Here is a 22216-nt window from a genome sequence, read left to right on the forward strand (position 1 = left end):
TATACTATTGCTTCATGATTCTTTCGGTTTCTTTCTTAAACGTATCCAGCGTAGCGTTGACATCTTTATTGTCGTACATAATCGCCTGAATCGCCTTCAGGAATTCTTGGTTGACTTGCGTCCATGCTACGTGTTTATTGGAATCGGTAGCGTATTGCAATTGGTCGTAAGCGACTTTACGCGCCGGTTGTTTTGCCCATTGATCTTTGATTTGCTGCGACTCGACCATTTTCTTCGTGAACGGCAGGTAACCGGAGTCAAGCACGAACTGCAGGCCGCCTTTCGGATCGGTCATCGCCCAGCTCATAAATTCCCAAGCGGCGTCTTTGTTTTTGGAACCGGACATCAGCGAGACGTTGGCGCCGCCCGTCGGGGTAGCATATACTTGGTCCATCGGCATAAATGCAGTAACATAATCAAACTTGGCATTGTCAACAAGACTGCCGATTGTACCGGTCGATTGGAACATCATGCCTACTTTGCCGCTCGTAAACATCGTGTTGGCAATATTGCCGGAGTCTTGAGCAGGCGGATAATACAATGCGCCTGTGTTTTGCATATCCTTCAAGAATTGGAACGTTTTTGCGGCTTCTGTGGTGTAACCTACTGAAGTGCCGGCATCGTTGAAGAACTTGCCTTTGGCTTCATAAATCATAGCGATCGGATACCAGGTATCGTAAGGCATCGTCAAGCCGTAACGTTTGTATTCGTTGCCTTCTTTGACGACAAGGGCGTTTGCTACTTTCTTCAGATCATCCCACGTTTTTGGAATGGCCAGTCCTTTTTCGTCCAGCATCGTTTTATTGATATGGAGAATCGGTGTCGAGCGGTTAAACGGCAAAGATACAAGCTTTTTGTTGAAAACGGAATGCCCCATGAGCCCTTGAGTGAAGTCGTCGGCGCTCATATTCGATTTTTTCAGGAACGGGGTCATGTCTTCCAGCACGTCCGAGTCGGCAAACATCTGGATGTATGCGCGTTCCAGCATAGCTACGTCCGGACCGCTTTTGGCGGCGACGGCCTGCTGCAGCTTCGTGACCATTTCGTCGTAAGAACCTTGGAATGTGCCGACGACTTGAACTTTGCTTTGCGATTCGTTAAACCGCTTGATCATCGCATCGATATATTCGCCGTTTTTCCCGCCTAAGGAATGCCAGAAATTGACGGTCACTTTGCCGCCGGAGCCCGCAGCGGGAGCCGGAGTCGTGGACGCCGCAGGTGCCGGCGTAGATGCCGCAGGAGCTGGCGCAGGCGTGCTGCCGGTGCCGCTGGATGATTGTGCCCCGCCGCCTCCGCCGCCGCAGCCTGCCAATACACCGGATAACATGGCCGTAGCCATCAAAACAGTGGACAACTTCTTTTTCATCATAACAACCTCCCGTTTAATATGAATCATACCTGTATATTTTTACTTGATACCGGAATAAACAAACGCATTGACGATTTGCTTGGAAGCGAACAAATAGACGATAAGGATCGGCACAACCAATACGACGTTGCCTGCCATAATGACATGCCAGTTCGTAATGCCTTCGGTTTCCCTCAGCATGGCGATCCCCATGGTCAGCGGCCGTACTTCGGCAGAATCCGTCATGACAAGAGGCCAGAAATAATCGTTCCAATGGCTGACGAAGCTGAACAGCGCAATCGTCGCCAGGGCCGGCATCGACATCGGGATCATGATTTTGCGGATGATTTTAAATTCGCTGGCATTGTCCAGCCTTGCCGATTCGATGATTTCCTGCGGAATTTGCATAAAATATTGGCGCAGCAAGAATACCCCGAACGCGTTGGACATAAAAGGAATGATCTGCGGCAGCAGCGATTTGATGAGGCCCCAATCGGCCAGCATCAGATAGACCGGAATGAAGGTGACCTGGCCTGGAATCATAAACGCCAGCAGCACCAAAGCAAACAAAAACTCTTTACCGAAAAACTTATATTTCGCAAACGAATAGGCGGCCGGAATCATAATCGCCATCTGCAGCACAATAATGGATACGGTAATGATGACCGAGTTTTGAAAATACGTTAAAAACGGTCCTGCGTTCATCGCGTTAACAAAGTTGATCCATTGCGGCCACGCCGGAAGCCAGGTAGGCGGAAAGGTCAACGTTTCTTGAAGCGTCTGCAGCGAGGTGGATATCATCCACAAGAACGGGAAAATGAATACGATCAATACTACAATTTTTAATACAAATCCGATTGCCGACTTGACATGTTTTAAATCAACTGACACCGATTGCTTCCCCCCTTTTTGCGAGCCTTAGGCAGTTATTGATAGTGCACTTTGCTAGACAGCAACCGGAAGTAAACAAATGTCAGCAGCGCAATAATTGCCATTAAGACGACTCCGGTAGCGGAAGCATAACCTATACTGTTGGAGCGGAATTCGTAAATGTAATACACAAGTGTCGTCGTGGCGCCGTTCGGACCGCCGCCGGTCATAATTTTCACAGTATCGAACACTTTAAAGGAACCAATCGTCATGATGATAAGAATAAAAAACAGCTGCGGTGAAATGAGCGGCAAGGTGATTTTGTAAAACACCTTAAACTTGCTTGCGTTATCAAGCGCGGCCGCTTCGTAAATGCTGGGCGAAATGCCCTGCAGAGCGGCTACAATAATCAGCGTGTAGTAGCCGATCCCGTGCCATACCGATACGATGATGATCGATATCATCGCGGTTTGCGAGCTTTGCAGCCACTGCGATGTCGGCATGCCCAGCGATTTCAGCAAGAAGTTCAACAAGCCGTGTCCCGGCTCCATCAGCCACATCCATACAAATGCGATAGACACGATGGAAATGATGTGAGGCGTAAAAATGCCTGCCCGCACAAATGCATTAAAGCGTGATTTCTTATTCAGCCATACGGCGATCAGCAGCGAAATCAGTATCGTCAGCAAAACGACTCCAACGGTATAAACGATCGTATTGACGAGCGAGGCGTAGAAATCCTCGCGTGTAAATATTTGCGTGAAATTGTCAAACCCGATAAATTTGCTTTTGTCCTTGTTCATCAGGTTGTACTTGTAAAAGCTCAGCTTGATCAAGTAGAGCACCGGGTAAATAACGAACAGGATAATGCCCACCATAGCCGGCAAAATCATCAGATACGGACGGATCAGCTCCCATGCTTTTTTCTTATCCATTGCGTTGTCCTCTGATCACGTTCATATATTCGCCGTAACGGGAATCTTGAACTGCGATCCGGTTCTCATCCGCTCCAAAAAAGTAAAGCTTATCCGCATCGACGCCGACATAAACCTGCTGATCCACCGAAAACAGATCTTCGGTGCACTTAATCATGTACGAATGATTTTCCGACCGAACCTGATAAATCGTTTCCGAGCCAAGCATTTCTCTTGTGATGATCGTACCTTTATCCGAGAAGTGCTTGTCCCCGGGCTCCGTCGTGAGCACCGCGCTTTCCGGGCGGAAGCCGAACTTCGCTCCATCCGCGCCAAGCTCGCCCACATTCATCGGCGGCACGCCGATAAACTGCGCCGCAAACAAATTGTTAGGCTGACGGTAGATGATTTCCGGCGGAGCTTCCTGCTGGATGCTGCCGCGGTTCATCAGCACAATCGTATCCGCCATCGACATGGCTTCCACCTGATCGTGCGTGACATACACAAAGGTGCTGCCCAGCTTCTTGTGCATTTCGATGAGCTCTATGCGCATTTGTACGCGAAGTTTAGCGTCCAGGTTGGAGAGCGGCTCATCCATCAGAAAGACGGAAGGCTTCTTCACCATCGCGCGGGCCAAAGCGACGCGCTGTCTTTGTCCGCCGGACAAAGTGGACGGCTTGCGGTCCAAATACTCATATAAGCCGACGGTGGAGCTGATGCTTTCCACCAAACGTGTACGTTCCTCTTTGGCGACTTTATTGTTTTTCAAACCGAATTCAATATTTTCCCTGACCGACATCGTAGGATAAATGGCGTAGTTTTGAAAAACCATCGCCACCCCTCTTTGTCCCGGCGCGATGCGCGTAACGTCGGTACCGTCGATGAGCACCGACCCCGAAACTTGCGGATCAAGTCCGGCAATCATTCTTAGAAGTGTTGTCTTCCCGCAGCCTGACGGACCGACCAGAACGGTAAACTTGCCGTCCTCGATCTTTAAATTCAGGTCCTTGATAATGACATTGCCGCCAAATGACTGCGTGACATTTAAGAACTCAATGGATGCCAAAAGCAATCCTCCTTCCTTCGAACATAAAGTAGATTCGAGTTAAGAATAATCAAATTACATTTTCCGAGTGTTATCTGGATGTAAAATTTTCGTTAATGCTCTAAAAAGTTTCACTTACACTCATGTATGCGCTTCCTTTTTTATTGAAATAAACATTTACACGCAAAGCGCAATACCTGATTAACAAATCCGCAGGATGTATGATACAATCCTGGTAGACTTCCACTGTGTCACCAGTGAAAGTCGAGGATTGTTTTTTTCCAGTCCCTGTGAGCCATGGCAGCTTCCATAGCGCCCGCGAGGTCGTCTGCCGTGCTCACACCAGTGTACTGATCCGGAAGCAGTTTTCTTAACGTATTCTGGCACTCCGAATTTTCCATTACTTTCAAAACCTGCTCAAAATCCGCCACGGAGCTGCGGCTGCTGCCGCGCAGCGTAATCCCCTTCTCCAGCACATCGCGTGTATTAATCGGAACAAACTCTTCGCTGACTCCCATAGCAATCAGATGACCGCCCGGTTTTAAAATCTCGATTCCTTGATTAATAGCGCTTTCACTAAATCTTCCGCCTGTGCATTCAAATACGACATCCATAGGTTTGCCGTTTTGAAAATCATAATGCTGCACCATCTGCGTATCGGCAAAATCGAATTGATCCAGCTTCTCTTGGATCGCGCCAAATACGGTCAGCCGGTCTTTGCCGACTTGAAAGGCATGATGCAGAATCGCTGCGGTCAAATATCCTACCGGCCCGTCTCCGAATACCGCGACTTGCGCTTTATCAAACAGATGGCTGGCGCCTTTGGCCGCCCGGTACGATACGCTGCACAACTCGGCGAGTACGGCGATTTCATCGGGAATCGATGCCGGAATCGGGATTGCACAGCCTTCAGGGAGAACCAGTCTGCTTTGGGCAATTCCGTCGATGGTGCTTCCGAGGAACTTGGAATGCGTGCAATAATTGTCCTCAATCTCATTTCGGCATGCCGGACAACATTGCTCCGGCTGCTTGCCTAGAAGCATATACCCCGGTAAATTCGGTACGATGACGACCTTTGTCCCTGGAGGCAATTGGTCCGATTGGCTCATAGCCACTATGCCAATCCCTTCATGCAGCAGCGCCATCGGCAGTTTTTTGGCAAGTACCTCCGGTTTTCTGAGTCCCCCGAAATATCGCAGATCGGCGTGACAGATGCTGGCAATGGTCGGCTCTACCGCCACATACCCATCCGGCAGTTGTCTTTCCTCAAGCGATTCTTCAATCTCATGCGGTTTGGTTAAACGCAATGTGCGAGATTTTACAATGCCGTTTGTTGAAATAGCCACTAAAGTAAACACCCCCGGTTGCAAAATATAAATGTATATGAACTTCAGCCGCGCATTAGGAGGCCAAATGATTCATCAACCGCGTCTAAACGAGCAGTACATTGACGCCTGAATCTTGAAATAGCTTTTTCTCATATTCCGGAATTTCGTTGCCGGTAATTAAAGTATGAATGGCGCTGTTGGGGGCGACCGTATGCAAGGAGAGCTTGCCGACCTTGGACACATCGGCGACCACGATTACTTCTTGAGCGGCGTTAATCATCCCTTGCTTCGCGAGCACAAGTTGTGCCTCCGGATGCGTGAGTCCGTATTTGGGATGAATGGCCGGCGTACCGAGAAACACCTTCGATACATGAATGGAGCGGAGCACCTGGTCGGTGAACATGCCATTAAGCATGTAACTCGACGGATACAGCTCGCCTCCGGTTACAGTCACTTTCACGCCGGGAGCATCGCGCAGTTCGGCGGCAACATTAATATCGTTCGTCACTACCGTGAGGTTCGAGCGGTGAACGAGATTTTTGGCGATTTGCAGCGTTGTCGTACCGGAATCGATGATGATATGCTCCCCGTCTTCGACGAGGCTGGCGGCCATTTTGCCAATACGTATTTTTTCATCAAGACGCACATTCGAACGTTCATTAAAAGAAGGTTCATTATGCGTCATCTGCTCCACGATCACTCCGCCATGAGTTCGTTTGAGATGACCTTCTTGCTCAAGCTCGGCCAAATCTCTGCGAATCGTCGCTTCATGCACTTCGAACTCCACGGCCAGATCCGCCACCGAAGCGACCCGATGCTGCCGGACATATTCCACGATTCTCATTTTTCTTTCAGCAGCCAACATGATTAAACACCTCTTGTGGGATGAGCTTCATTGGTATAAAGTACAAACAAACACCAAGCCGCTTTTTTATATTAACTTCGTGTTCGTTTATGCTCGATATTACTCTTTTAGGTTAACTCGAGCTAAAAAATCTGTCAATACATATTTTGACCTTTTACAAAAATTTAAGAAAAACCGTGATGCCAAAAAGCCTCTTCCGGAATTTCGCTCCGAAAAAGGCTGATTTGTTTGGTTTGTGCATTTATGCGCGTTCTTTTACTTTTTCCGGCGGCATGAGCACATAATATACGGCGATTGCCGCAAGCAGCGCCGCACTGACCCATAAAGCCAGGCGTTCCCCGGCAGCATCTGCAATCCAGCCGCCGATTACGGGGCCGATAATCACTCCGATGCCTTCGATGCTGGAGAATAACCCCCAGCCGAGGCCCTGCTGGTTTTTGGGCACATATTGGGCAATCAGCGCGTTCCAGGAAGGAAGCACGGCGGCATAGGAGAGCCCGATGCATGCGGCCAACACTAAAGCTTGCCAGAGCAGAGTGGCCAGGGAAATCGCATAAAGCGCCAGAGCGAATGCGGCAAAGCCGGGAACAAGAAACCATCTGCGCCCAAAACGGTCTGCCAGCTTGCCCATAGGAACGAGGAAAATAACGGCAAACGCCCCTCCCGCAAGGAGCACATAGGAGTATTCCGAATAATGAAGCCCCAGATACTTGGCGGCAAAGCCGGGAAGGATCGGGACAAGCATCCCCGCCGCGGCGGTTTGCAATATCATGCCCGGCAGCAGCACCCTCATCGTATACAGTCGCTCCCATAACAAAACAAGCTGGCGTTTGATCGGAATTTGCACCTCAGCCGATTGCTTCACGTTTGTTATCAACAAAGAAAGCAGCCACGCCGCTATCCAGATCATGATCATAATGCGAAAAGACAACGTGTAGCTTTTATCGATCAAGAAATTGATCACGACCGGGCCTGCGCCGATTCCGCTTAACCAGCACGTATACAAAAGCCCCATGTTCGCAGCTCGATGCTCCGGTTTGACCTTGCTTAAACATACGAGCCAGAATGGCGAGATACCTACGCCGAACAGCGCAGCCGCTGCGATCAGAACCCACAGTTGCTGCGCATATTGCATAAACAATAAACCTGCCAAAGAGATCAGCAAACCGACCTGAATGATCCAGCGAATGGGAAAGCGGTCGAGCAAATAGCCGGCATAACATTTGATCAGCGTGTCCATCGCATAATGTACGGAAACCGAAATTCCGACAACCGCCGCGGTGAAGCCCAGCACATTTACAGCGTAGGTTGGCAAGAAGGATACAAGATAAGCGCCGCGCACAAATTCAATCATAAACAACACGGTCCCGTATAGGATCATATGGGCCGCTTTGAACGATTTGGTTTCTGCTCCCATCGGTCCGCCTTCCTTGGTAGCTAAAGCCTTTTATTTTGCTGTTACCTCTATGGTATCCCCTCATCTATCCCATTTCATGCCGCGATTTCCCGGTTAAAATTAAACGAGTACGGGTTCCAGCCTGGGTGCACGTATTTGTTTTAAAATGTCGCTAATAATATAATCGGCGGACTGTACTTTCTTGAATTGCCTTATACGCCGTTTCATGTCGGTGTTGTATATTTCTTCCGAAAGAAATTGTTCGATCTGGCGTGCGAGCGCTTCGGTATGATCCGAAACAAACGCGAGATGTTTGTTCTGCAAGTAGAGCGCGTTTTCTTTCTCCTGGCCGGCAAAAGGCTTATAAATAAAAATCGGAATTTCCAATGCCAGCGCCTCGGACAAAGTAAGTCCGCCCGCCTTCGTGACGATACAGGACGATAAGAGCATTAGATGATGAATGTCCTCTACAAATCCGAAAATGTGAATATGGTTTGTACCCGCAACTTTTTCGTTAAGTTTCTGCAAAAGCTTTGCATTGCGCCCGCAAACCACCGCTAATTGAACATCTTCGATCTGCTGCAGCTGCTGAATCATTTCATCCACATTGCCCAGCACCCCGTAAGATCCGGCCAAAATTAGAATCAGCTTGCGGGTGGGATCAAATACGCTGCGGTACGGATTACATTCCAGGGCCGACTCCTCAAATACGGGCCGGATCGGAATGCCGCTTACTTCAATCTGCTCTCGCCCAAAGCCGTTCGAGACGAGCTGATGCATCAGTTCTTCCGTTGCAACGTAATATTTGTCCATTTTGGGCTGAATCCAACGGGAGTGCATGGTAAAATCCGTCACAATCGTGTAAGCGGCGATACCAAGTCTGCTGCACAATTCCGGTACGGCCCCGAAAGGGAACGTGCAGATGACCGCATCCGGCCGGTCGCGTTCCAGCTTTTCCTTCAGCTTCTTTTTGCCCAGGTTGTTGATAAAGCGGGCGAAGCCGGCGTCAGGCTTGGCGCTTTTGGTCATATAATAACTCCATGCATAATAATCAAAGCCGAATTGGGCCGTCAGCATGCTTTTTATATATAAGGTGGCCGTAATTTTATCAATGACCGGATGAGCTTCCTTCATCAAATCCATAATCTCAACGTCATCGACCCCATGACCATGAAAGGATTGCTTTAATGAACGGGCCGCCTGCAAATGCCCTTCCCCATAACATGCGGTCAGAATCAGTACTCGCGGATTGTGTTTCATCATCAGCCTCCCCTCTTCTATGTATGATAAGCAAGCCATTCAAAAGAATACATGGATACTCTTTCTGCTGCTGCCTATTCATCATAATAAATAAAAATAAAGAGACTGTGAAGCAAGTCTTAAAATTTTCTTATTTCTTGAATTGCCAGAATAATTGCATATCGGAATAACGGATTGCGGAGGCCGGTGTATGCCGCCGAGAACTTCTCAAGTGTGGGTTGGTCCGTCAAGCTTGGCTATTTACACGCCTCCAGTACACGCTGTAACCGCTTTGTCTTCCTTCAAAGCAATTTGTATGATCGCTACCGGCAAACGCATCACAGCGGCTCTTATCGCGTTTGGCGCTATGTATGAGCAAAAAAACAACCCGGCTCCTGAAAAGGACCGGGTTCGTTATATATGATAGCTAAATGAGGGCATGTTTATTTCTCGGCAACAGGATTAAACAAGGTAATAAACACAGGGGATAATGCGTAAAAGGTCGTATCCGTGCAATTATAACAAATGTTGTGGTAGCAATCGGCGTATTCTTCAATCACTTCCCCGCACGTCCCACAACATTTGGGCTCAAGCGTTTCCAAAAAAGCAACCGGACTCTGAAGCATGAACAATTCCTCCCGCAAATTTCATTTTGTAGTATAACAGTGTATTTGTATGAAAATTATTATACAACACAATAACACACTGTTCAATATTGTTTTTAAAAAATTCAAACTGTTATAATACATTGTATGCGAGAAACTCGCGAACTTGTCCAGCAAAGTCCAAAAAAAGTTTTGCCTGTTCCGGTGCGGTTGTGTCGGTTCGCCTCTATCTGCAGATATAGACCTGAAGCATGAAGTTCTACCTGAAGCTAGTCGTTGCCGTTGGCGGAGTGCGGTAAGATGAAGCCATCCCAATAACGACTTGGAGGCCATAACTGTTATGGAACTTAAAACGATCATCATGTGCCTGATCGGCATTTTCATTTTGTTCCGTATTTACCGCCGCGCCAGACAAAATATCGGCTGGCAGCCGCTGTCACCAACCAAGATGAAGCTGCGCTCCGCGATCTTTTTCATCTTAGGGCTGCTCTTCTTGGTTGCCGAGGGCTTGCACCCAATCAATCTGATCTCCGAAGTGCTGGCGATTGCGCTTGGCTCCGTGCTGGCCTACTACGGCGCGGCGCTAACCAAGCTTGAACAGCGGGACGGCAAGTGGCAGTATTTGACGAACATGTGGATCGGCGGGTCCGTGACCCTGCTGTTTTTAGGTAGATTTTCCTATCGGATGTATGTGCTATTCACCCAAGGTGTACCTACCGGACATGGAGCCGCTGACAAATTATCTTTCATGGGCTATAGCGCCAATTCCTCATGGACCTCGGGGCTGTCGCTCATCATGTTTGCCTATTATGTCGTGTATTACCTGCTTTTGCTGAAAAAACGGAAGATGGCCTCGTCTGTTACAGGTGAACGGCTCAGACAAACGGTATAACGGCTTGTCTTGGCGAGGGCCTGGCTTGTATCGCGGCTTAATGCCAGCACATGATGCCTGCAAAAAAGAAGAGGCTCGAGCGGAAATGGAATCTTTCCGGTCGGGCCTCTGTTTATTTCTCGTTATGCCAAATTAAGCTTTTGTTTGTGAAGTGCGGTCCTGCAGCTGGTGCACCGATACGTCGCCCCAGCTTAAATCGTCGACCTTGTGCTTAGCAATCGATTCCGGATCAAGCTCCATGCCAAAGCCGGGTTTATCGCGGTCAGGCACGATCAAATAGCCGTTTTCGTATTGGACCGGATTTTTTACGATATCGCTTTGGTACAACTCTGGACCGGTCGGATCGGACGTGTAGTTCAAGTTGACAAGCGAGCTGCCCAGATGGGCCATAGCCGCTGTGCCGATCGACAGCTCCTGAGTTGTGCCAAGCAGGCAGCCTTTGCCCGCCACTTCCGCAGCCGCAGCCGCTTTGCGCGCACAGGTCAATCCGCCGATAAAAATCGGGGAAATGTTGAAAATATCTACGGAGTCGTGTTTAATCATCTCCGATTGCTGGCGGAAGCTCCATACGTGCTCGCTGACCGGATGATCCACTTTCAAGCGGAAATGGCGCAGCCCTTCAAAATCGTTCTGGAAAGCCGGACTTTCCACCATTTGAAAATCGTAAGCGGACAGACGTTTCACCGCCTGAGCTGCTTCCTTCCAGTCCAGCAGATGGCTGAAATCAAGCGATTTGACTTTCACCTTGGAGCCGAATTCCTGCTTGACGCCATCCAGGAACGCTTCGTCGGCGTCGAGATTTTTACCGACGTACAATCTGAACACATCAAAGCCTTGCTGGAAGCGTTTGCGCACAACCGCCAAATTTTCTTCCACTTCTTCCATGAAGCGATGACGGAAAATCGGGAAGCATACTTTGATTTTATCCTTGATGCGCCCGCCGATCAGATCGGCTACGGAAATGCCCAGCGCCTTGGCGCCTAAGTCGTGCAGCGCCGCATCGACGCCGTTGCGCACGAAGTTTCCTTTTTCATAATAAAACATCATTTCCGGGAAGTTGCTCAGCAGCTCTTTGTTGATCGCCGAAATATCCAGCGGATTTTTCCCGATCAGGATTGATTTCAGCACGGCCGTCAAATCTGTGACATCCAGCGAAAAACGGGGCAGGTGGGAGAAGTCGGACATTTCGCCGATGCCGGTGACGCCTTCATCCGACATGATTTCAACGATAACATGTTTGCTCACAAAACCGGTATGCCGCGGGATACCTACAACCGTCAGACGCAAATCGGATATTTTCATATTAATCTCTCCCCTTTAATCCCCAAGTATGTAAAATCTCGCTTACCTGCTCTTTCTCCTTGTCGCTCAGCTGGCCGATCGGCGGCCTTACCAAGCTGTTCGGAATCAAGCCTAGCTGGAACATCGCTTCTTTCACCACGGAAACGTTGTTGCCGTTGCTGAATTTGGCCCGCAGCTCCTCGAACGCCACCGTCTGGTTCCACACCGCCATCGCTTCGGCAAAGCGGCCTTGCTGCAGCGCCTCGAGCATCTGGAACGACAGCTTTGTATCGACATTCACCAGACCGGACGTAAAACCCTCCGCACCGGCGGCAAAAAAGTAAGGCGCCCACATTTCAGCCGTGCCGCAAATCCAGACGATATCTTCATCGATGTTTTGCACCGTTTTTGTGAAGGTCGGAAGATGATTCACCGCATATTTCACGCCGATTACGTTTGGCAGCTTTGCGGTTTGACGAATCACTTCGAGCGAAATGGTTTCCGTACGTACATATAAAATAAGAGGCAAAGAGGTCGAAGCCGCTATTTGTTCATAATAGTCGATGAGTCCGTTCTCCATCAGATAAGGATGGATCGGCTGATGCACCATAAGGCCGTCCGCACCGCATTGCTCGGCATGACGGGCAAGCTCGCAGGCTGTCTTCGCATCATAGCCGACGCCGGCGATGACCAGCGCCTTTTTGGCCGTAACGTCGGTAACGAACTTCGTTACCGCTTTGGCTTCATCCAGCGTCAGCGCGTAAAATTCGCCGGTATTGCCGCAAGGATACACCGCTTGAATGCCGTTTTCCACTAAAAAAGCGACGTTTTTTTCGAGGGACGGCCAATCAATTTCCAGGTTGGCGTCAAACGGTGTGACGTTGATTGCATTGATGCCTCTGATTTTCTGCTTGATGTGGCTGTACATACGCGAACCGCCTTTCGATATAAGAAATTATGATTTAATAAATACGGTTTTGATCGCGGTAAAAAATTCGATAGCGGCCGTTCCTTGCTCGCGGGAATGGGAGCTGGACTGCTTCATGCCGCCAAACGGAGCTTGCAGCTCAACGCCAGCGCTTTCCGCATTTACTCGAACGAGCCCCGCTTCCATATCGTTGATAAACGACAGCATATTGCCGATATTTTTCGTAAAAATCGATGCGCTTAAGCCAAATTCGGAATCGTTGGCGAGCTGCAGCGCCTCTTCCAGCGTCTCCACTTGGATAAGCGCAAGCACCGGCCCGAATATTTCTTCCTTGGCAATGGTCATCTCCGGGGTTACCTTTTCAAATACGGCCGGCGTCACGTAAAAGCCGTCTCCCGCTTGCTCCGGAACCGTACCGCCAAAAAGCAGCGTCGCGCCTTCCTCTTGGCCTTTTTGAATGTAGGAAAGCACGGTTTCGTATTGCGAAGCGCTGGCGCAAGGCCCCATCCAGGTTTGCGGATCCATGCCGTCGCCGATTTTCAGCTCTTGTACCCGTTCCACCAGCCGGTTCCTAAACGCCTCGTAAATGCCGCTTTGCACAATGACGCGGCTGGTTGCTGTACATTTCTGCCCTGTGGACTTTAGGCCTCCGCTCAGCGTCGCTTCCACCGCCTGCTCCAAATCGGCGTCAGCAGCAACGATCACCGGGTTTTTGCCGCCCATCTCAAGCTGATATTTGATACCTCTGGCCACCGCCGACTGTGCGATCCGCTTGCCAACCTGGTTGGAACCGGTAAACGTGATTCCGTTTAACACAGGATGATCGATCAGCGCTTGTCCCAGTTCGCTGCCTTTGCCGGTAATCATCTGGATGACTCCCGCCGGAATTTTCGCTTCATCGAAACATTCCATGATTTTGGCCGCTGTGACCGCCGCTTCGCTGGCCGGTTTAAACAGTACGGCGTTCCCATAAATTAAAGCCGGAGCGATTTTCCAGATCGGGATCGCCACCGGAAAGTTCCACGGCGAGATGACGCCGACTACGCCAAGCGGCACTCTGGATGTAAACATCAGCGCTTCGCTGTCGGTCGACGGGATGACGTCGCCGATTTTGCGCATCCCTTCCCCGGCATAATACCGCAGAATCGCTACACCCCTCGCCGTTTCGCCTTTGGCTTCAGGGAACGTTTTGCCCATCTCTCTTGTCATCGTTTCGGCGACTTCGTCCAGACGCCGCTCCAAAATATCGGCCACCTTGTACAAATATTCGCCTCTGGCCGGACCCGACAGCTTGCGCCATGCCATCTGCGCAGCTTTGGCGGCTACCGCCGCCCCGTCCAAATCCGCTTTCTTGGAACGCTGTATGTAACCTACGGCCAGCGATTTGTCGGCCGGGCTGATGCTGGCATCCACTTCCCCTGAAACGGATGCGGTCCATCTTCCGTTGATATAGTTCAAAATCGTTTCTCCTGCTTTGAAAGCCACACCGGGTCACATCCTTAATATCTTATTTTAACACCGAATATTTGAAACATAATATCTGATATATCAGATATTGCCACAATACACCTATCCCGTCAAGCATATATTTTTAGCCTTATTTGGAGTGGTTTAATTGCGTCACAAACGAAGCCGTTCGGCGGATGTGGCTGCGCATCGCTTCTTCTGCGCCGTCAGGATCCCGGTTTGCAATCTTTTCATAGATGAGAAAATGCTCGGCATACGCCCGATCAAACTCCTCTTCGCTGGATAAAGCCTGCTTTCTTACGGCACGGTCAAACGCGCGGACGGCGGAGATTTGCTGGACGATATAATCGTTCTGGGATATGTCCAAAATCATCTTGTGCAGCGTTTCGTTCAATTGATATATTAACGCTCCATCGCCGGCTTCCGTAGCCAGCTTTAATTTATCCATATGCTCGGAAAAACGTGAGATGTCCGAATCCGTCACTTTGATCGCGGCAAGCCGGGCCGCCACGCCTTCCAGTGCCGACCGCGCCCAGCTGATCTCCTCGATCGAGCTCATGATTTTATTGGACACAAAAGTGCCGACCCGCGGCTTCGTCACGACAAGACCTTCCTGGTCCAGACGGCGCAGCGCCTCCTTCACCGGCGTCGTGCTGACACCGAAATTGTGTGCGATATCCCTTTCTTTCAAATGCGCTCCCTGCTCGATTTGACCGGATAAAATCGCTTCTTTTAACGTATCGTAAACCATTTCGCGAATGGATGTGACTTGTGCGCTTATGTCGACTCGTAGGACCATCTGTATGTTTCCCCTTTTTATTTGCTGCGGATATGATATATCAGATATATGATATCAATGGCGATTTCTTTCTGTCAATCGGTGGACCGGCAGGTGCGTTTGTCCAGTCTACGATCAACATGCAACCTTTCCTTTTCCCGGGAGTTTTAATACATATAGAAATCTGCGCTGCTGTGCCCAATCGATCATGGCGCTAAATCGGCTGTGAAACGGAGGAACCTTTTGATGGAATATGTGCAATCCGGTGTTGTGATGGCGATTTTGGCCGCCGTTGGATGGATGTTTTTACGAGCACCCCATTCGCCCGCCCAATCTAACTGGAGCGGTAAAATGGTGCGTTGGACCGGATATATGCTGATTGCTTGCACGATCTTGATTGCTGCTGCGGAAGTGATGCAAATTTTCGTCGAAGAAGCGCACCGTCACGGACACTGACAATAGCAAAAAGACCGTTCCTCCATCGGCCAAGACGGCATGTATGGAAATAACGGTCTAATTTACGCATCGGTTATTTTTGTTTCGCCAGTTCGGCGGCGACGTCAACGATCATATCTTCCTGACCGCCTACTGCTTTGCGGCGTCCTAGTTCGATGAGAATGCTTCGCGGATCGATGCCAAACCGTTTGCCGGCACGTTCGGCATGCAGCAGGAAGCTGGAATACACACCGGCAAAACCCATCGCCAGACTGCCTTTATTGATTTCCGGCACGCGGTGCATAATCGGAGCGACGACGTGTTCGGCCAGATCCATCATTTTAAATAGATCGATGCCCAGATCGACGCCGCGCCGCTGAAGCACGGCAAGCAGCGCTTCGGTCTGCGTATTGCCGGATCCTGCGCCAAGGCAGCGGACGCTGCTGTCAATCCGCGTCGCGCCTTCTTCAATCGCGGTCAGCGTATTCGCCACGGCCAGCGAAAGGTTGTTGTGCGCATGGAAACCGATCTCGCACGAGACGGCATTACGCAGTGCGCGTACGCGTTCTCTGACATCCTCCGGCAGCATGGCGCCCGCCGAATCGGTGACATAGACGGCCTGCGCGCCATAACTTTCCATCAGTTTCGCTTGTTCCACCAGCACCTCCACGGGAGCCGAATGAGCCATCATCAGGAAGCCAAGCGCCTCCATGCCAAGCTCGCGGGCCACTTGAATGTGCTGAGCCGACACGTCGGCCTCCGTGACATGTGTAGCGACCCGCACCAGCTTTGCTCCGAGCGAATGCGCCGTCTTCAATTCCTGCACGGTGCCGATGCCGGGAATAAGCAGCACGGCGATTTTCGAGCGCTTGCACTCGGCCACAGCGGTTTCGATCAGCTCCATCTCGTCGACGCGCGACCGCCCGTACTGCAGCGTTGAACCTCCCAGCCCGTCGCCGTGGCTGACCTCAATATAATGCATGCCCGCATCGTCCAGCGCATTGACCACGTCGCGAACCTGCTGCGTTGTAAATTGATGGGCGACGGCATGGCTGCCGTCTCTCAAACATACTTCCGTTATGCGCAGCGGAGCTGAATGACTTGTCGTCATTATGCGTTCGCCTCCTTCCTATTTGCCAAAGACAACTTATGACGGGCGAATTGTTCTGCGATCCGGGCGGCGGCAGCCGTCATAATGTCGAGATTGCCCGCGTAAGGCTCGAAATAATCGCCCGCGCCTTCCACCTCAAGCAATATCGTTACTTTCTCTTCGTCGAACAGCACGTCCTGCTTCAACCGGTAGCCCGGCACATACTGCTGGACCTGCGCAACCATCTCATGCACAGCGCCGGTAATCGCCGCCTGATCCATGTTCCGCACTTCGCAGTACACCGTATTGCGCATCATGACCGGAGGATCGGCCGGGTTTAAAATAATCAATGCTTTTCCCCGGTCTGCGCCGCCCACTTCCTCCAGACCACGCCGCGTCGTCGACGTAAACTCGTCGATGTTAGCACGGGTGCCCGGCCCTGCGCTTTTACTTGATATGGTGGCGACGATTTCCGCATAAACGACATCCGCCACCTTATTGACCGCGTGAACGATCGGAATGGTTGCCTGACCGCCGCAGGTGATCATATTTACATTCGGAGCGTCCAAATGGTCGGCGAAATTCACCGCCGGACTCATAAAAGGCCCGCGGGCTGCCGGAGTCAGGTCAATCGCCGTTTTGCCCAACTCTTTTAAAATTTTGGCATGCCGCACGTGCGCTTTGGCCGATGTCGCGTCAAATACGATATCTGCGATGTCCGGATGCTCGACAATCGCCTGAATGCCGCTCGCAAACGTTGCATATCCTCTGGAAGCGGCTCTTTTCAACCCGTCCGATTCCGGATCGATGCCGATGACCGCGGTCAGTTCAATCACGTCGCTGCGCTCCAGCTTGTACATCAAATCCGTTCCGATATTGCCCGATCCCAGAATCGCTGCTTTGATTTTGTTCATATCTCGTCTCTCTCCCTCCGCACCGATCGTTAAAACGTAGGACCGATCCGGTTGATTCCGAAATCGTATTGCTTCAAAATTTCCGCTTTGGTCCATTTGCCTGTAGCGACGTGCAGCACTTCGTCATAAATACGACGGCCGACGGCCTGTACGGATTCCATTCCTTCAATGATCGTTCCAGCGTTCATATCCATGTTATCGGCCATATTTTCAAACATCCGCGTGTTGGTCGCAATTTTGATCACCGGAGCGATCGGCGAACCTGTCGGCGTGCCGCGCCCGCTTGTGAACAAGACAACCTGCGCTCCGCCGGCCACCATGCCGGTCAACTGCTCGATATCCTGGCCTGGCGTATCCATCCAGACAAGACCTTTTTTGGTCGGATGCTCCGCGTATTCGATCAACTCCTGCAGCGGACGGGATCCCGCTTTCGCTGCCGCTCCCAGCGACTTTTCCTCAAGCGAACTTAAGCCCCCCTTGATGTTACCCGGAGTCGGATTGCCGGTGCGGATATCGACACCCATAAAGATCGCCTTCTGCTCCATCGCTGCGATCACTTCGTAGACACGTTTCGCCACTTTGTCATCCACCGCCCGGCCTGCAAGCAGATGCTCGGCCCCGATGATCTCCGACGTTTCCGCCAATATCGCCGTGCCGCCGCCGTCCACGACCATATCGCTGACGACGCCGACCGCCGGATTGGCCGACAAGCCGGAGCAGGCATCCGATCCGCCGCATTCGGTTGCGACGATCAGTTCGCTGATGTCGCATTCTTCCCGGCGCTGCATCGATGCGTCCTGCACCATACGCGCCGCCACTTGAGCGCCTTTGGCGATCGTCATCAGCGTACCGCTGTTGTCCTGGATCGACACAAGCTCAACCGGCTTGCCCGTCCGTTTGGCGATTTCATCTGCTACGCTGCGCCCTTGGTGCGTTTCGCAGCCCAAACCAAGCACAACAACCCCGTACACGTTCGGATTGCAGCCGATGCCGACATACGTGCGAAACGTCTGCTCATAGTCGACGCCGACCTGCGCGCAGCCATGCTGATGAACAAACGATACGGTGCCCTGCACCAATTCCGTAATGCGCATGGCGGACTGTGTCGCACATACGATCGTAGGCAAAATCAATACGTGGTTGCGTACGCCAACCGTTCCGTTGCTCCGCCGGTATCCCCAAAACTTCGTATTAAGCTCCAACTCGATCACCCCTGCCTCTTTTTCCGTCTAAATTATGCACATGCACATGTTCCCCCGGCTGGATACTGCGGTTCGCCATGCCGATCACTTCACCGTATTTAAGAATGTCCTCCGCTTCAAAGATCGGCTTAACGGCAAATTTATGGCCAAATGGGATCGGGTCGAGCAATGTTACCGTGAGACTTGCCCCCTCAACCTGCAGTTCCACCGGTATGCCTGCCGGAATGTCCACCAAAGCTGTGGCGACATTATCGATTTTTTTCATCATGATTGCCCGGTACGCGCTTTCCGATTTCGTCAATGTATACCCTCCTAAAAGTTTTTGCGTCGGCAAAAACTGGCATCGAAAGAATTAAGCTTAAGTTTTTCCGCCGGCATTAGGCGAAATCTCGCTGTCAGCCCATTATCTGGCCCAATACATTTCTCCCGAATCCTCGGTAATCAACACGTCCTGCAAAAAGCGAACCGCCTTCGAGAACCCTTCCTGCGTCGACATCAGACCATCTTCGTGTTCGATGCTGATTGCGCCGGAATAACCGGCCGTCCGCAGCGCACTGATCATTTCCTTCCACAACTCCGCCCCATGGCCGTAACCAACCGTGCGGAACGCCCAGGAACGATTGGCGATGTCGCGGTACGATTTAGTATCGAGCACGCCGTTCAGTTCGTTGTTATGTTTATAGATCGCCGTATCTTTGGCGTGAAAATGATAGATTTTGCTGCCCAGGCGCAAAATCGACTGCACAGGGTCCATCCCTTGCCAGAACAGATGGCTCGGATCAAAATTGATGCCGACATGGTCCCCTGCCGCTTCGCAAAGCCGGATCGCGGTCTCGGTGTTGTATACGACAAAACCGGGATGGGGTTCTACGGCGATTTTGATCCCCTGCTCTCTGGCGAACTTGCCCATCTTCTCCCAATAAGGAATAACCTTCTGCTCCCACTGCCATGTCAATGTTTCGATAAAATCGGTCGGCCACGGGCATGTAATCCAAACGGGGCGCTGCGACGTTTCCGATTCTCCCGGACAACCCGAGAAATTGACGACGGTATCCACTCCCAGTTCCTTCGCGAGCAGAATGGAGTTAATGAAATCCTCGTGGTGCTCCTGAGCGATAGCAGGGTTAGGATGCAGCGGATTACCGTGGCAGCTCAGCGCACTAATGGTTAGCCCGTTTTGCGTGACGGCCCGCTTGATGTTCTCGATCTCTTGCGTGTTTCCGAGCACTTCCTTTGGGTTCAAATGATGATTGCCTACGTAGCCGCCCGTAGCGATTTCTACGGCTTGAATGCCTTGCGAAGCCGCATGGGCCAGCGCATCTTCCAATGAGCGGGTACGGAACAATTTTAAAAATACGCCAAGTTTCACGGTAATCACTCCCGATTTATTAATGTTGACCGGAACTGTGCGCTGCAGCTACAGCTCGTTTACCTTCACCCATCGGCGTTCGGATACGGACAACTCCACCGCCTCCAGCACCTGCTGGCAGTTGACTCCATCGGCAAAGTTCGGCTTCGGTTGCCGGTCCTCGTGAATGGCCTGCATCAATTCCAGCATTTCATGCACAAACGTATGCTCATAACCGATCGTATGGCCCGGCGGCCACCATGCGTCCATATAAGCGTGAGCCGGATCGGTCGCAAGCACCCGGCGGAATCCCTGTACATCGGCTGCGTCGTCGGTAAAATAAACTTCCAGTTCGTTTAAGCGTTCAAAATCAAACCTGATGCTGCCTTTGCTGCCGTTGATTTCAAAAGCGTTTTTGCAGCGGTGGCCTGCGGCAAAACGGCTGGCCTCGAAGCTGCCCAAAGCCCCTCCGGCAAAACGGGCCAAAAATAAAGTCGCGTCGTCGACGTCCACCTTGCCTTTCGGAGCGTCCGCGCTGCCTTTGGCGCTTAATCCCGTCATGGACGATGGGACTGGCCGCTCCTTGACGAACGTTTCGCTCATCCCGACCACTTCTTCCATGCCGCCAACCAAATAATGGGCCAGATCGATCAGATGTGCGCCCAAATCGCCGTGCGAACCCGAACCGGCAACCGCTTTTTGCAATCTCCATACAAGAGGAAACTCCGGATCAAGAATCCAGTCCTGCAGAAACCAGGCGCGAAAATGATATATAGTGCCCAATCTGCCTTCACTTATAATTTTTTTCGCCAATTGTACGGCCGGGGCAAAACGGTAGTTGAACCCGACCATATGCTTGATACCGGCTTCCTCGGCCGCTTGAAACATCTCGCGGGAATCGGCCAAGCTTAAAGCAAGCGGCTTCTCGCAAAAAATATGCTTGCCCGCTTGGGCTGCCGCAATCGCAATTTCCTTATGCACATCACTTGGCGCATTGATGTCGACGAGATCAATCTCGTCTCCGCGCAGCAGCTCGCGCCAATCCGTCACATACCCTTGCCAGCCGAATTGCTCGGCAGCCTGCTGTACCCCGTTCCGGTCCCTGCCGCAAATCAGCTTCATGACCGGCGCAGCTGGAGCGTCAGGGAAAAACATGTTCACCCGGCTGTAAGCGTTGCTGTGCGCCTTGCCCATAAATTTATATCCGACCATGCCAACGTTGACTTGCTGTTTGCCCGCTTTTACCATTGGACACCGTGCCCGCCGTAAAATTCGTCCAGCTTTACTTTTTGCTGCGACTGCGTCGACTGAATAGCCGCACAAGTGAGCGCGAAGCTGCGGATATTGTCGGCAATCGCCGTCAGCGGCGCCGTATTCGTCTGAATGGACTGCACAAAATTGTGAAGCGAAGACATCCTGTCTCCTCCGTATTGTGCTTCTTCGAGCTCCACGGTGACGGGCTCGGCGGATTCTTCTTTCCAAATCGAAATCTGATCGTCCGTCATCTCGATTGCGCCCAATTCTCCGCAAATGCGGACGTTTCCGTTCCAAGTCGTTTCTTGGCCCCGGTTGACCCAGCTGCCGAAATAATTGACACGGATGTCGTCCTCGAATTCAATCATCGCGCCTGCCGCAGGGTTGCCGTTAAACCAGCTCCAATAAGGCTTAAAGCTTTGTGCGTACAATTCTACAGGCTCTTTGCCAAATACATATCTCATAATGTCAAAATGGTGCAAAGACATGTCTTCCAGCAAAATTTCCTGCATTTCGTTGCGCCAGCCGCCGACGTTGATCTTTTTGCGAAAATCGTATTCGACGTACCCGACACGCCCGATCACCTGATCTTGAATCAGCTTTCTTAATGTCTGGATGCAGGGCCTCCAGCGGTAATTTTGGCTGATCATGACGTGCTTGTCGTACTTTTTACTCTGCTCGTACAACTCGGCAGCTTCATCAAACGTATGAGTGAGCGGTTTTTCCAATACGACATGAAGACCGGCGCGAAGCGCCTCCAAGGCAATATTTTTATGCGAATGAGGCGGCGTGACGATCAGCGCCATATCCGCCTGCACCGCTTGAACGGCGCTCTCCAAGCTGTCGAACAGCTGCGAGTCGGACAGCCCGGCAATCGATTTGGCTGCGGCAAGATTATCGGGTACAACGTCGACGACACCCGCCAACTCCACGTGCTCATATTCGCCCAACACCTTCAGCCACGATTGGCCGAAACGTCCGGCTCCGACTTGAATGACCCGAATTTTATCCATGGTT

23 protein-coding genes are annotated in these 22216 nt (G+C 51.2%); 3 read left to right on the plus strand and 20 right to left on the minus strand.

The window, feature by feature from the left end:
- Positions 1-4 precede the first annotated feature (4 nt).
- From EYB31_RS22555 to EYB31_RS22590, 8 genes are all read right to left on the minus strand, one after another.
- Complete coding sequence (locus EYB31_RS22555) at positions 5-1369, minus strand: ABC transporter substrate-binding protein (protein ID WP_240762736.1); 1365 nt, start codon at positions 1367-1369, stop codon at positions 5-7.
- 39 nt (positions 1370-1408) lie between these two features.
- Positions 1409-2149, minus strand: coding sequence for a carbohydrate ABC transporter permease (locus EYB31_RS22560; RefSeq protein WP_240762742.1), 741 nt, complete (start codon positions 2147-2149; stop codon positions 1409-1411).
- 125 nt (positions 2150-2274) lie between these two features.
- The gene (locus EYB31_RS22565; protein WP_131015674.1) at positions 2275-3153 is read right to left on the minus strand and encodes a carbohydrate ABC transporter permease; all 879 of its coding nucleotides are present in this window, start codon (positions 3151-3153) and stop codon (positions 2275-2277) included.
- Positions 3146-4198: an ABC transporter ATP-binding protein gene (locus tag EYB31_RS22570; protein ID WP_131015675.1), complete on the minus strand. Its 1053-nt coding sequence runs from the start codon at positions 4196-4198 to the stop codon at positions 3146-3148. The genes EYB31_RS22565 and EYB31_RS22570 overlap by 8 nt, the downstream gene beginning before the upstream one ends.
- 230 nt (positions 4199-4428) lie before the next feature.
- Positions 4429-5523, minus strand: coding sequence for a zinc-binding dehydrogenase (locus tag EYB31_RS22575; protein ID WP_131015676.1), 1095 nt, complete (start codon positions 5521-5523; stop codon positions 4429-4431).
- 85 nt (positions 5524-5608) lie between these two features.
- Entirely contained in the window at positions 5609-6370 is a 762-nt protein-coding gene (locus EYB31_RS22580) for a DeoR/GlpR family DNA-binding transcription regulator (protein WP_131015677.1), read from the minus strand.
- 241 nt (positions 6371-6611) lie between these two features.
- Positions 6612-7787, minus strand: coding sequence for an MFS transporter (locus EYB31_RS22585; RefSeq protein ID WP_131015678.1), 1176 nt, complete (start codon positions 7785-7787; stop codon positions 6612-6614).
- Between the two features lie 99 nt (positions 7788-7886).
- Entirely contained in the window at positions 7887-9029 is a 1143-nt protein-coding gene (locus EYB31_RS22590) for an MGDG synthase family glycosyltransferase (protein WP_165452553.1), read from the minus strand.
- 187 nt (positions 9030-9216) lie between these two features.
- Between EYB31_RS22590 and EYB31_RS22595 the strand changes: the two genes are divergently transcribed.
- Positions 9217-9429: a hypothetical protein gene (locus EYB31_RS22595; protein WP_131015680.1), complete on the plus strand. Its 213-nt coding sequence runs from the start codon at positions 9217-9219 to the stop codon at positions 9427-9429.
- Between the two features lie 19 nt (positions 9430-9448).
- Here the strand turns inward: EYB31_RS22595 and yhfH are convergent, their stop codons facing one another.
- The gene (gene yhfH, locus EYB31_RS22600) at positions 9449-9631 is read right to left on the minus strand and encodes a protein YhfH (protein WP_131015681.1); all 183 of its coding nucleotides are present in this window, start codon (positions 9629-9631) and stop codon (positions 9449-9451) included.
- A 319-nt stretch (positions 9632-9950) separates the two neighbouring features.
- Between yhfH and EYB31_RS22605 the strand changes: the two genes are divergently transcribed.
- Complete coding sequence (locus tag EYB31_RS22605) at positions 9951-10502, plus strand: CcdC protein domain-containing protein (protein WP_131015682.1); 552 nt, start codon at positions 9951-9953, stop codon at positions 10500-10502.
- A gap of 132 nt (positions 10503-10634) precedes the next feature.
- Here the strand turns inward: EYB31_RS22605 and EYB31_RS22610 are convergent, their stop codons facing one another.
- From EYB31_RS22610 to EYB31_RS22625, 4 genes are all read right to left on the minus strand, one after another.
- Positions 10635-11804 carry a mandelate racemase/muconate lactonizing enzyme family protein gene (locus EYB31_RS22610; protein WP_131015683.1) on the minus strand — a complete coding sequence of 390 codons (1170 nt, stop codon included), beginning with the start codon at positions 11802-11804 and terminating at the stop codon, positions 10635-10637.
- Position 11805: 1 nt separating this feature from the next.
- Positions 11806-12711, minus strand: a complete 906-nt coding sequence (locus EYB31_RS22615; protein WP_131015684.1) for a dihydrodipicolinate synthase family protein — start codon at positions 12709-12711, stop codon at positions 11806-11808.
- A gap of 27 nt (positions 12712-12738) precedes the next feature.
- Complete coding sequence (gucD, locus tag EYB31_RS22620; protein ID WP_131015685.1) at positions 12739-14196, minus strand: alpha-ketoglutaric semialdehyde dehydrogenase GucD; 1458 nt, start codon at positions 14194-14196, stop codon at positions 12739-12741.
- A 112-nt stretch (positions 14197-14308) separates the two neighbouring features.
- Entirely contained in the window at positions 14309-14977 is a 669-nt protein-coding gene (locus EYB31_RS22625) for a GntR family transcriptional regulator (protein WP_131015686.1), read from the minus strand.
- Between the two features lie 225 nt (positions 14978-15202).
- Here EYB31_RS22625 and EYB31_RS22630 point away from each other — a divergent pair, with 225 nt between their 5' ends.
- Positions 15203-15412, plus strand: coding sequence for a hypothetical protein (locus tag EYB31_RS22630; RefSeq protein ID WP_131015687.1), 210 nt, complete (start codon positions 15203-15205; stop codon positions 15410-15412).
- A 73-nt stretch (positions 15413-15485) separates the two neighbouring features.
- Here the strand turns inward: EYB31_RS22630 and dmpG are convergent, their stop codons facing one another.
- The 7 genes from dmpG to EYB31_RS22665 form a co-directional block, all read right to left on the minus strand.
- Positions 15486-16502 (minus strand): 4-hydroxy-2-oxovalerate aldolase, encoded by a 1017-nt coding sequence (gene dmpG, locus EYB31_RS22635; RefSeq protein WP_131015688.1) that lies wholly within the window; start codon positions 16500-16502, stop codon positions 15486-15488.
- Positions 16502-17395 carry an acetaldehyde dehydrogenase (acetylating) gene (locus EYB31_RS22640; protein WP_131015689.1) on the minus strand — a complete coding sequence of 298 codons (894 nt, stop codon included), beginning with the start codon at positions 17393-17395 and terminating at the stop codon, positions 16502-16504. Before EYB31_RS22640 ends, dmpG begins: the two co-directional genes overlap by 1 nt.
- Before the next feature lie 29 nt (positions 17396-17424).
- Positions 17425-18603: a UxaA family hydrolase gene (locus EYB31_RS22645; protein WP_420819464.1), complete on the minus strand. Its 1179-nt coding sequence runs from the start codon at positions 18601-18603 to the stop codon at positions 17425-17427.
- Positions 18587-18898, minus strand: coding sequence for a UxaA family hydrolase (locus tag EYB31_RS22650; protein WP_338119972.1), 312 nt, complete (start codon positions 18896-18898; stop codon positions 18587-18589). The genes EYB31_RS22645 and EYB31_RS22650 overlap by 17 nt, the downstream gene beginning before the upstream one ends.
- A gap of 102 nt (positions 18899-19000) precedes the next feature.
- A complete protein-coding gene (locus EYB31_RS22655; protein WP_131015690.1) occupies positions 19001-19966 on the minus strand; it encodes a sugar phosphate isomerase/epimerase family protein in 966 nt (321 codons plus the stop codon).
- 48 nt (positions 19967-20014) lie between these two features.
- The gene (locus EYB31_RS22660) at positions 20015-21193 is read right to left on the minus strand and encodes a Gfo/Idh/MocA family protein (RefSeq protein ID WP_131015691.1); all 1179 of its coding nucleotides are present in this window, start codon (positions 21191-21193) and stop codon (positions 20015-20017) included.
- Positions 21187-22212 carry a Gfo/Idh/MocA family protein gene (locus EYB31_RS22665; RefSeq protein WP_165452554.1) on the minus strand — a complete coding sequence of 342 codons (1026 nt, stop codon included), beginning with the start codon at positions 22210-22212 and terminating at the stop codon, positions 21187-21189. Before EYB31_RS22665 ends, EYB31_RS22660 begins: the two co-directional genes overlap by 7 nt.
- Between the last annotated feature and the right edge of the window lie 4 nt (positions 22213-22216).

The sequence above is a fragment of the Paenibacillus thalictri genome (assembly GCF_004307995.1).
Taxonomy (GTDB): Bacteria; Bacillota; Bacilli; order Paenibacillales; family NBRC-103111; genus Paenibacillus_AF; species Paenibacillus_AF thalictri.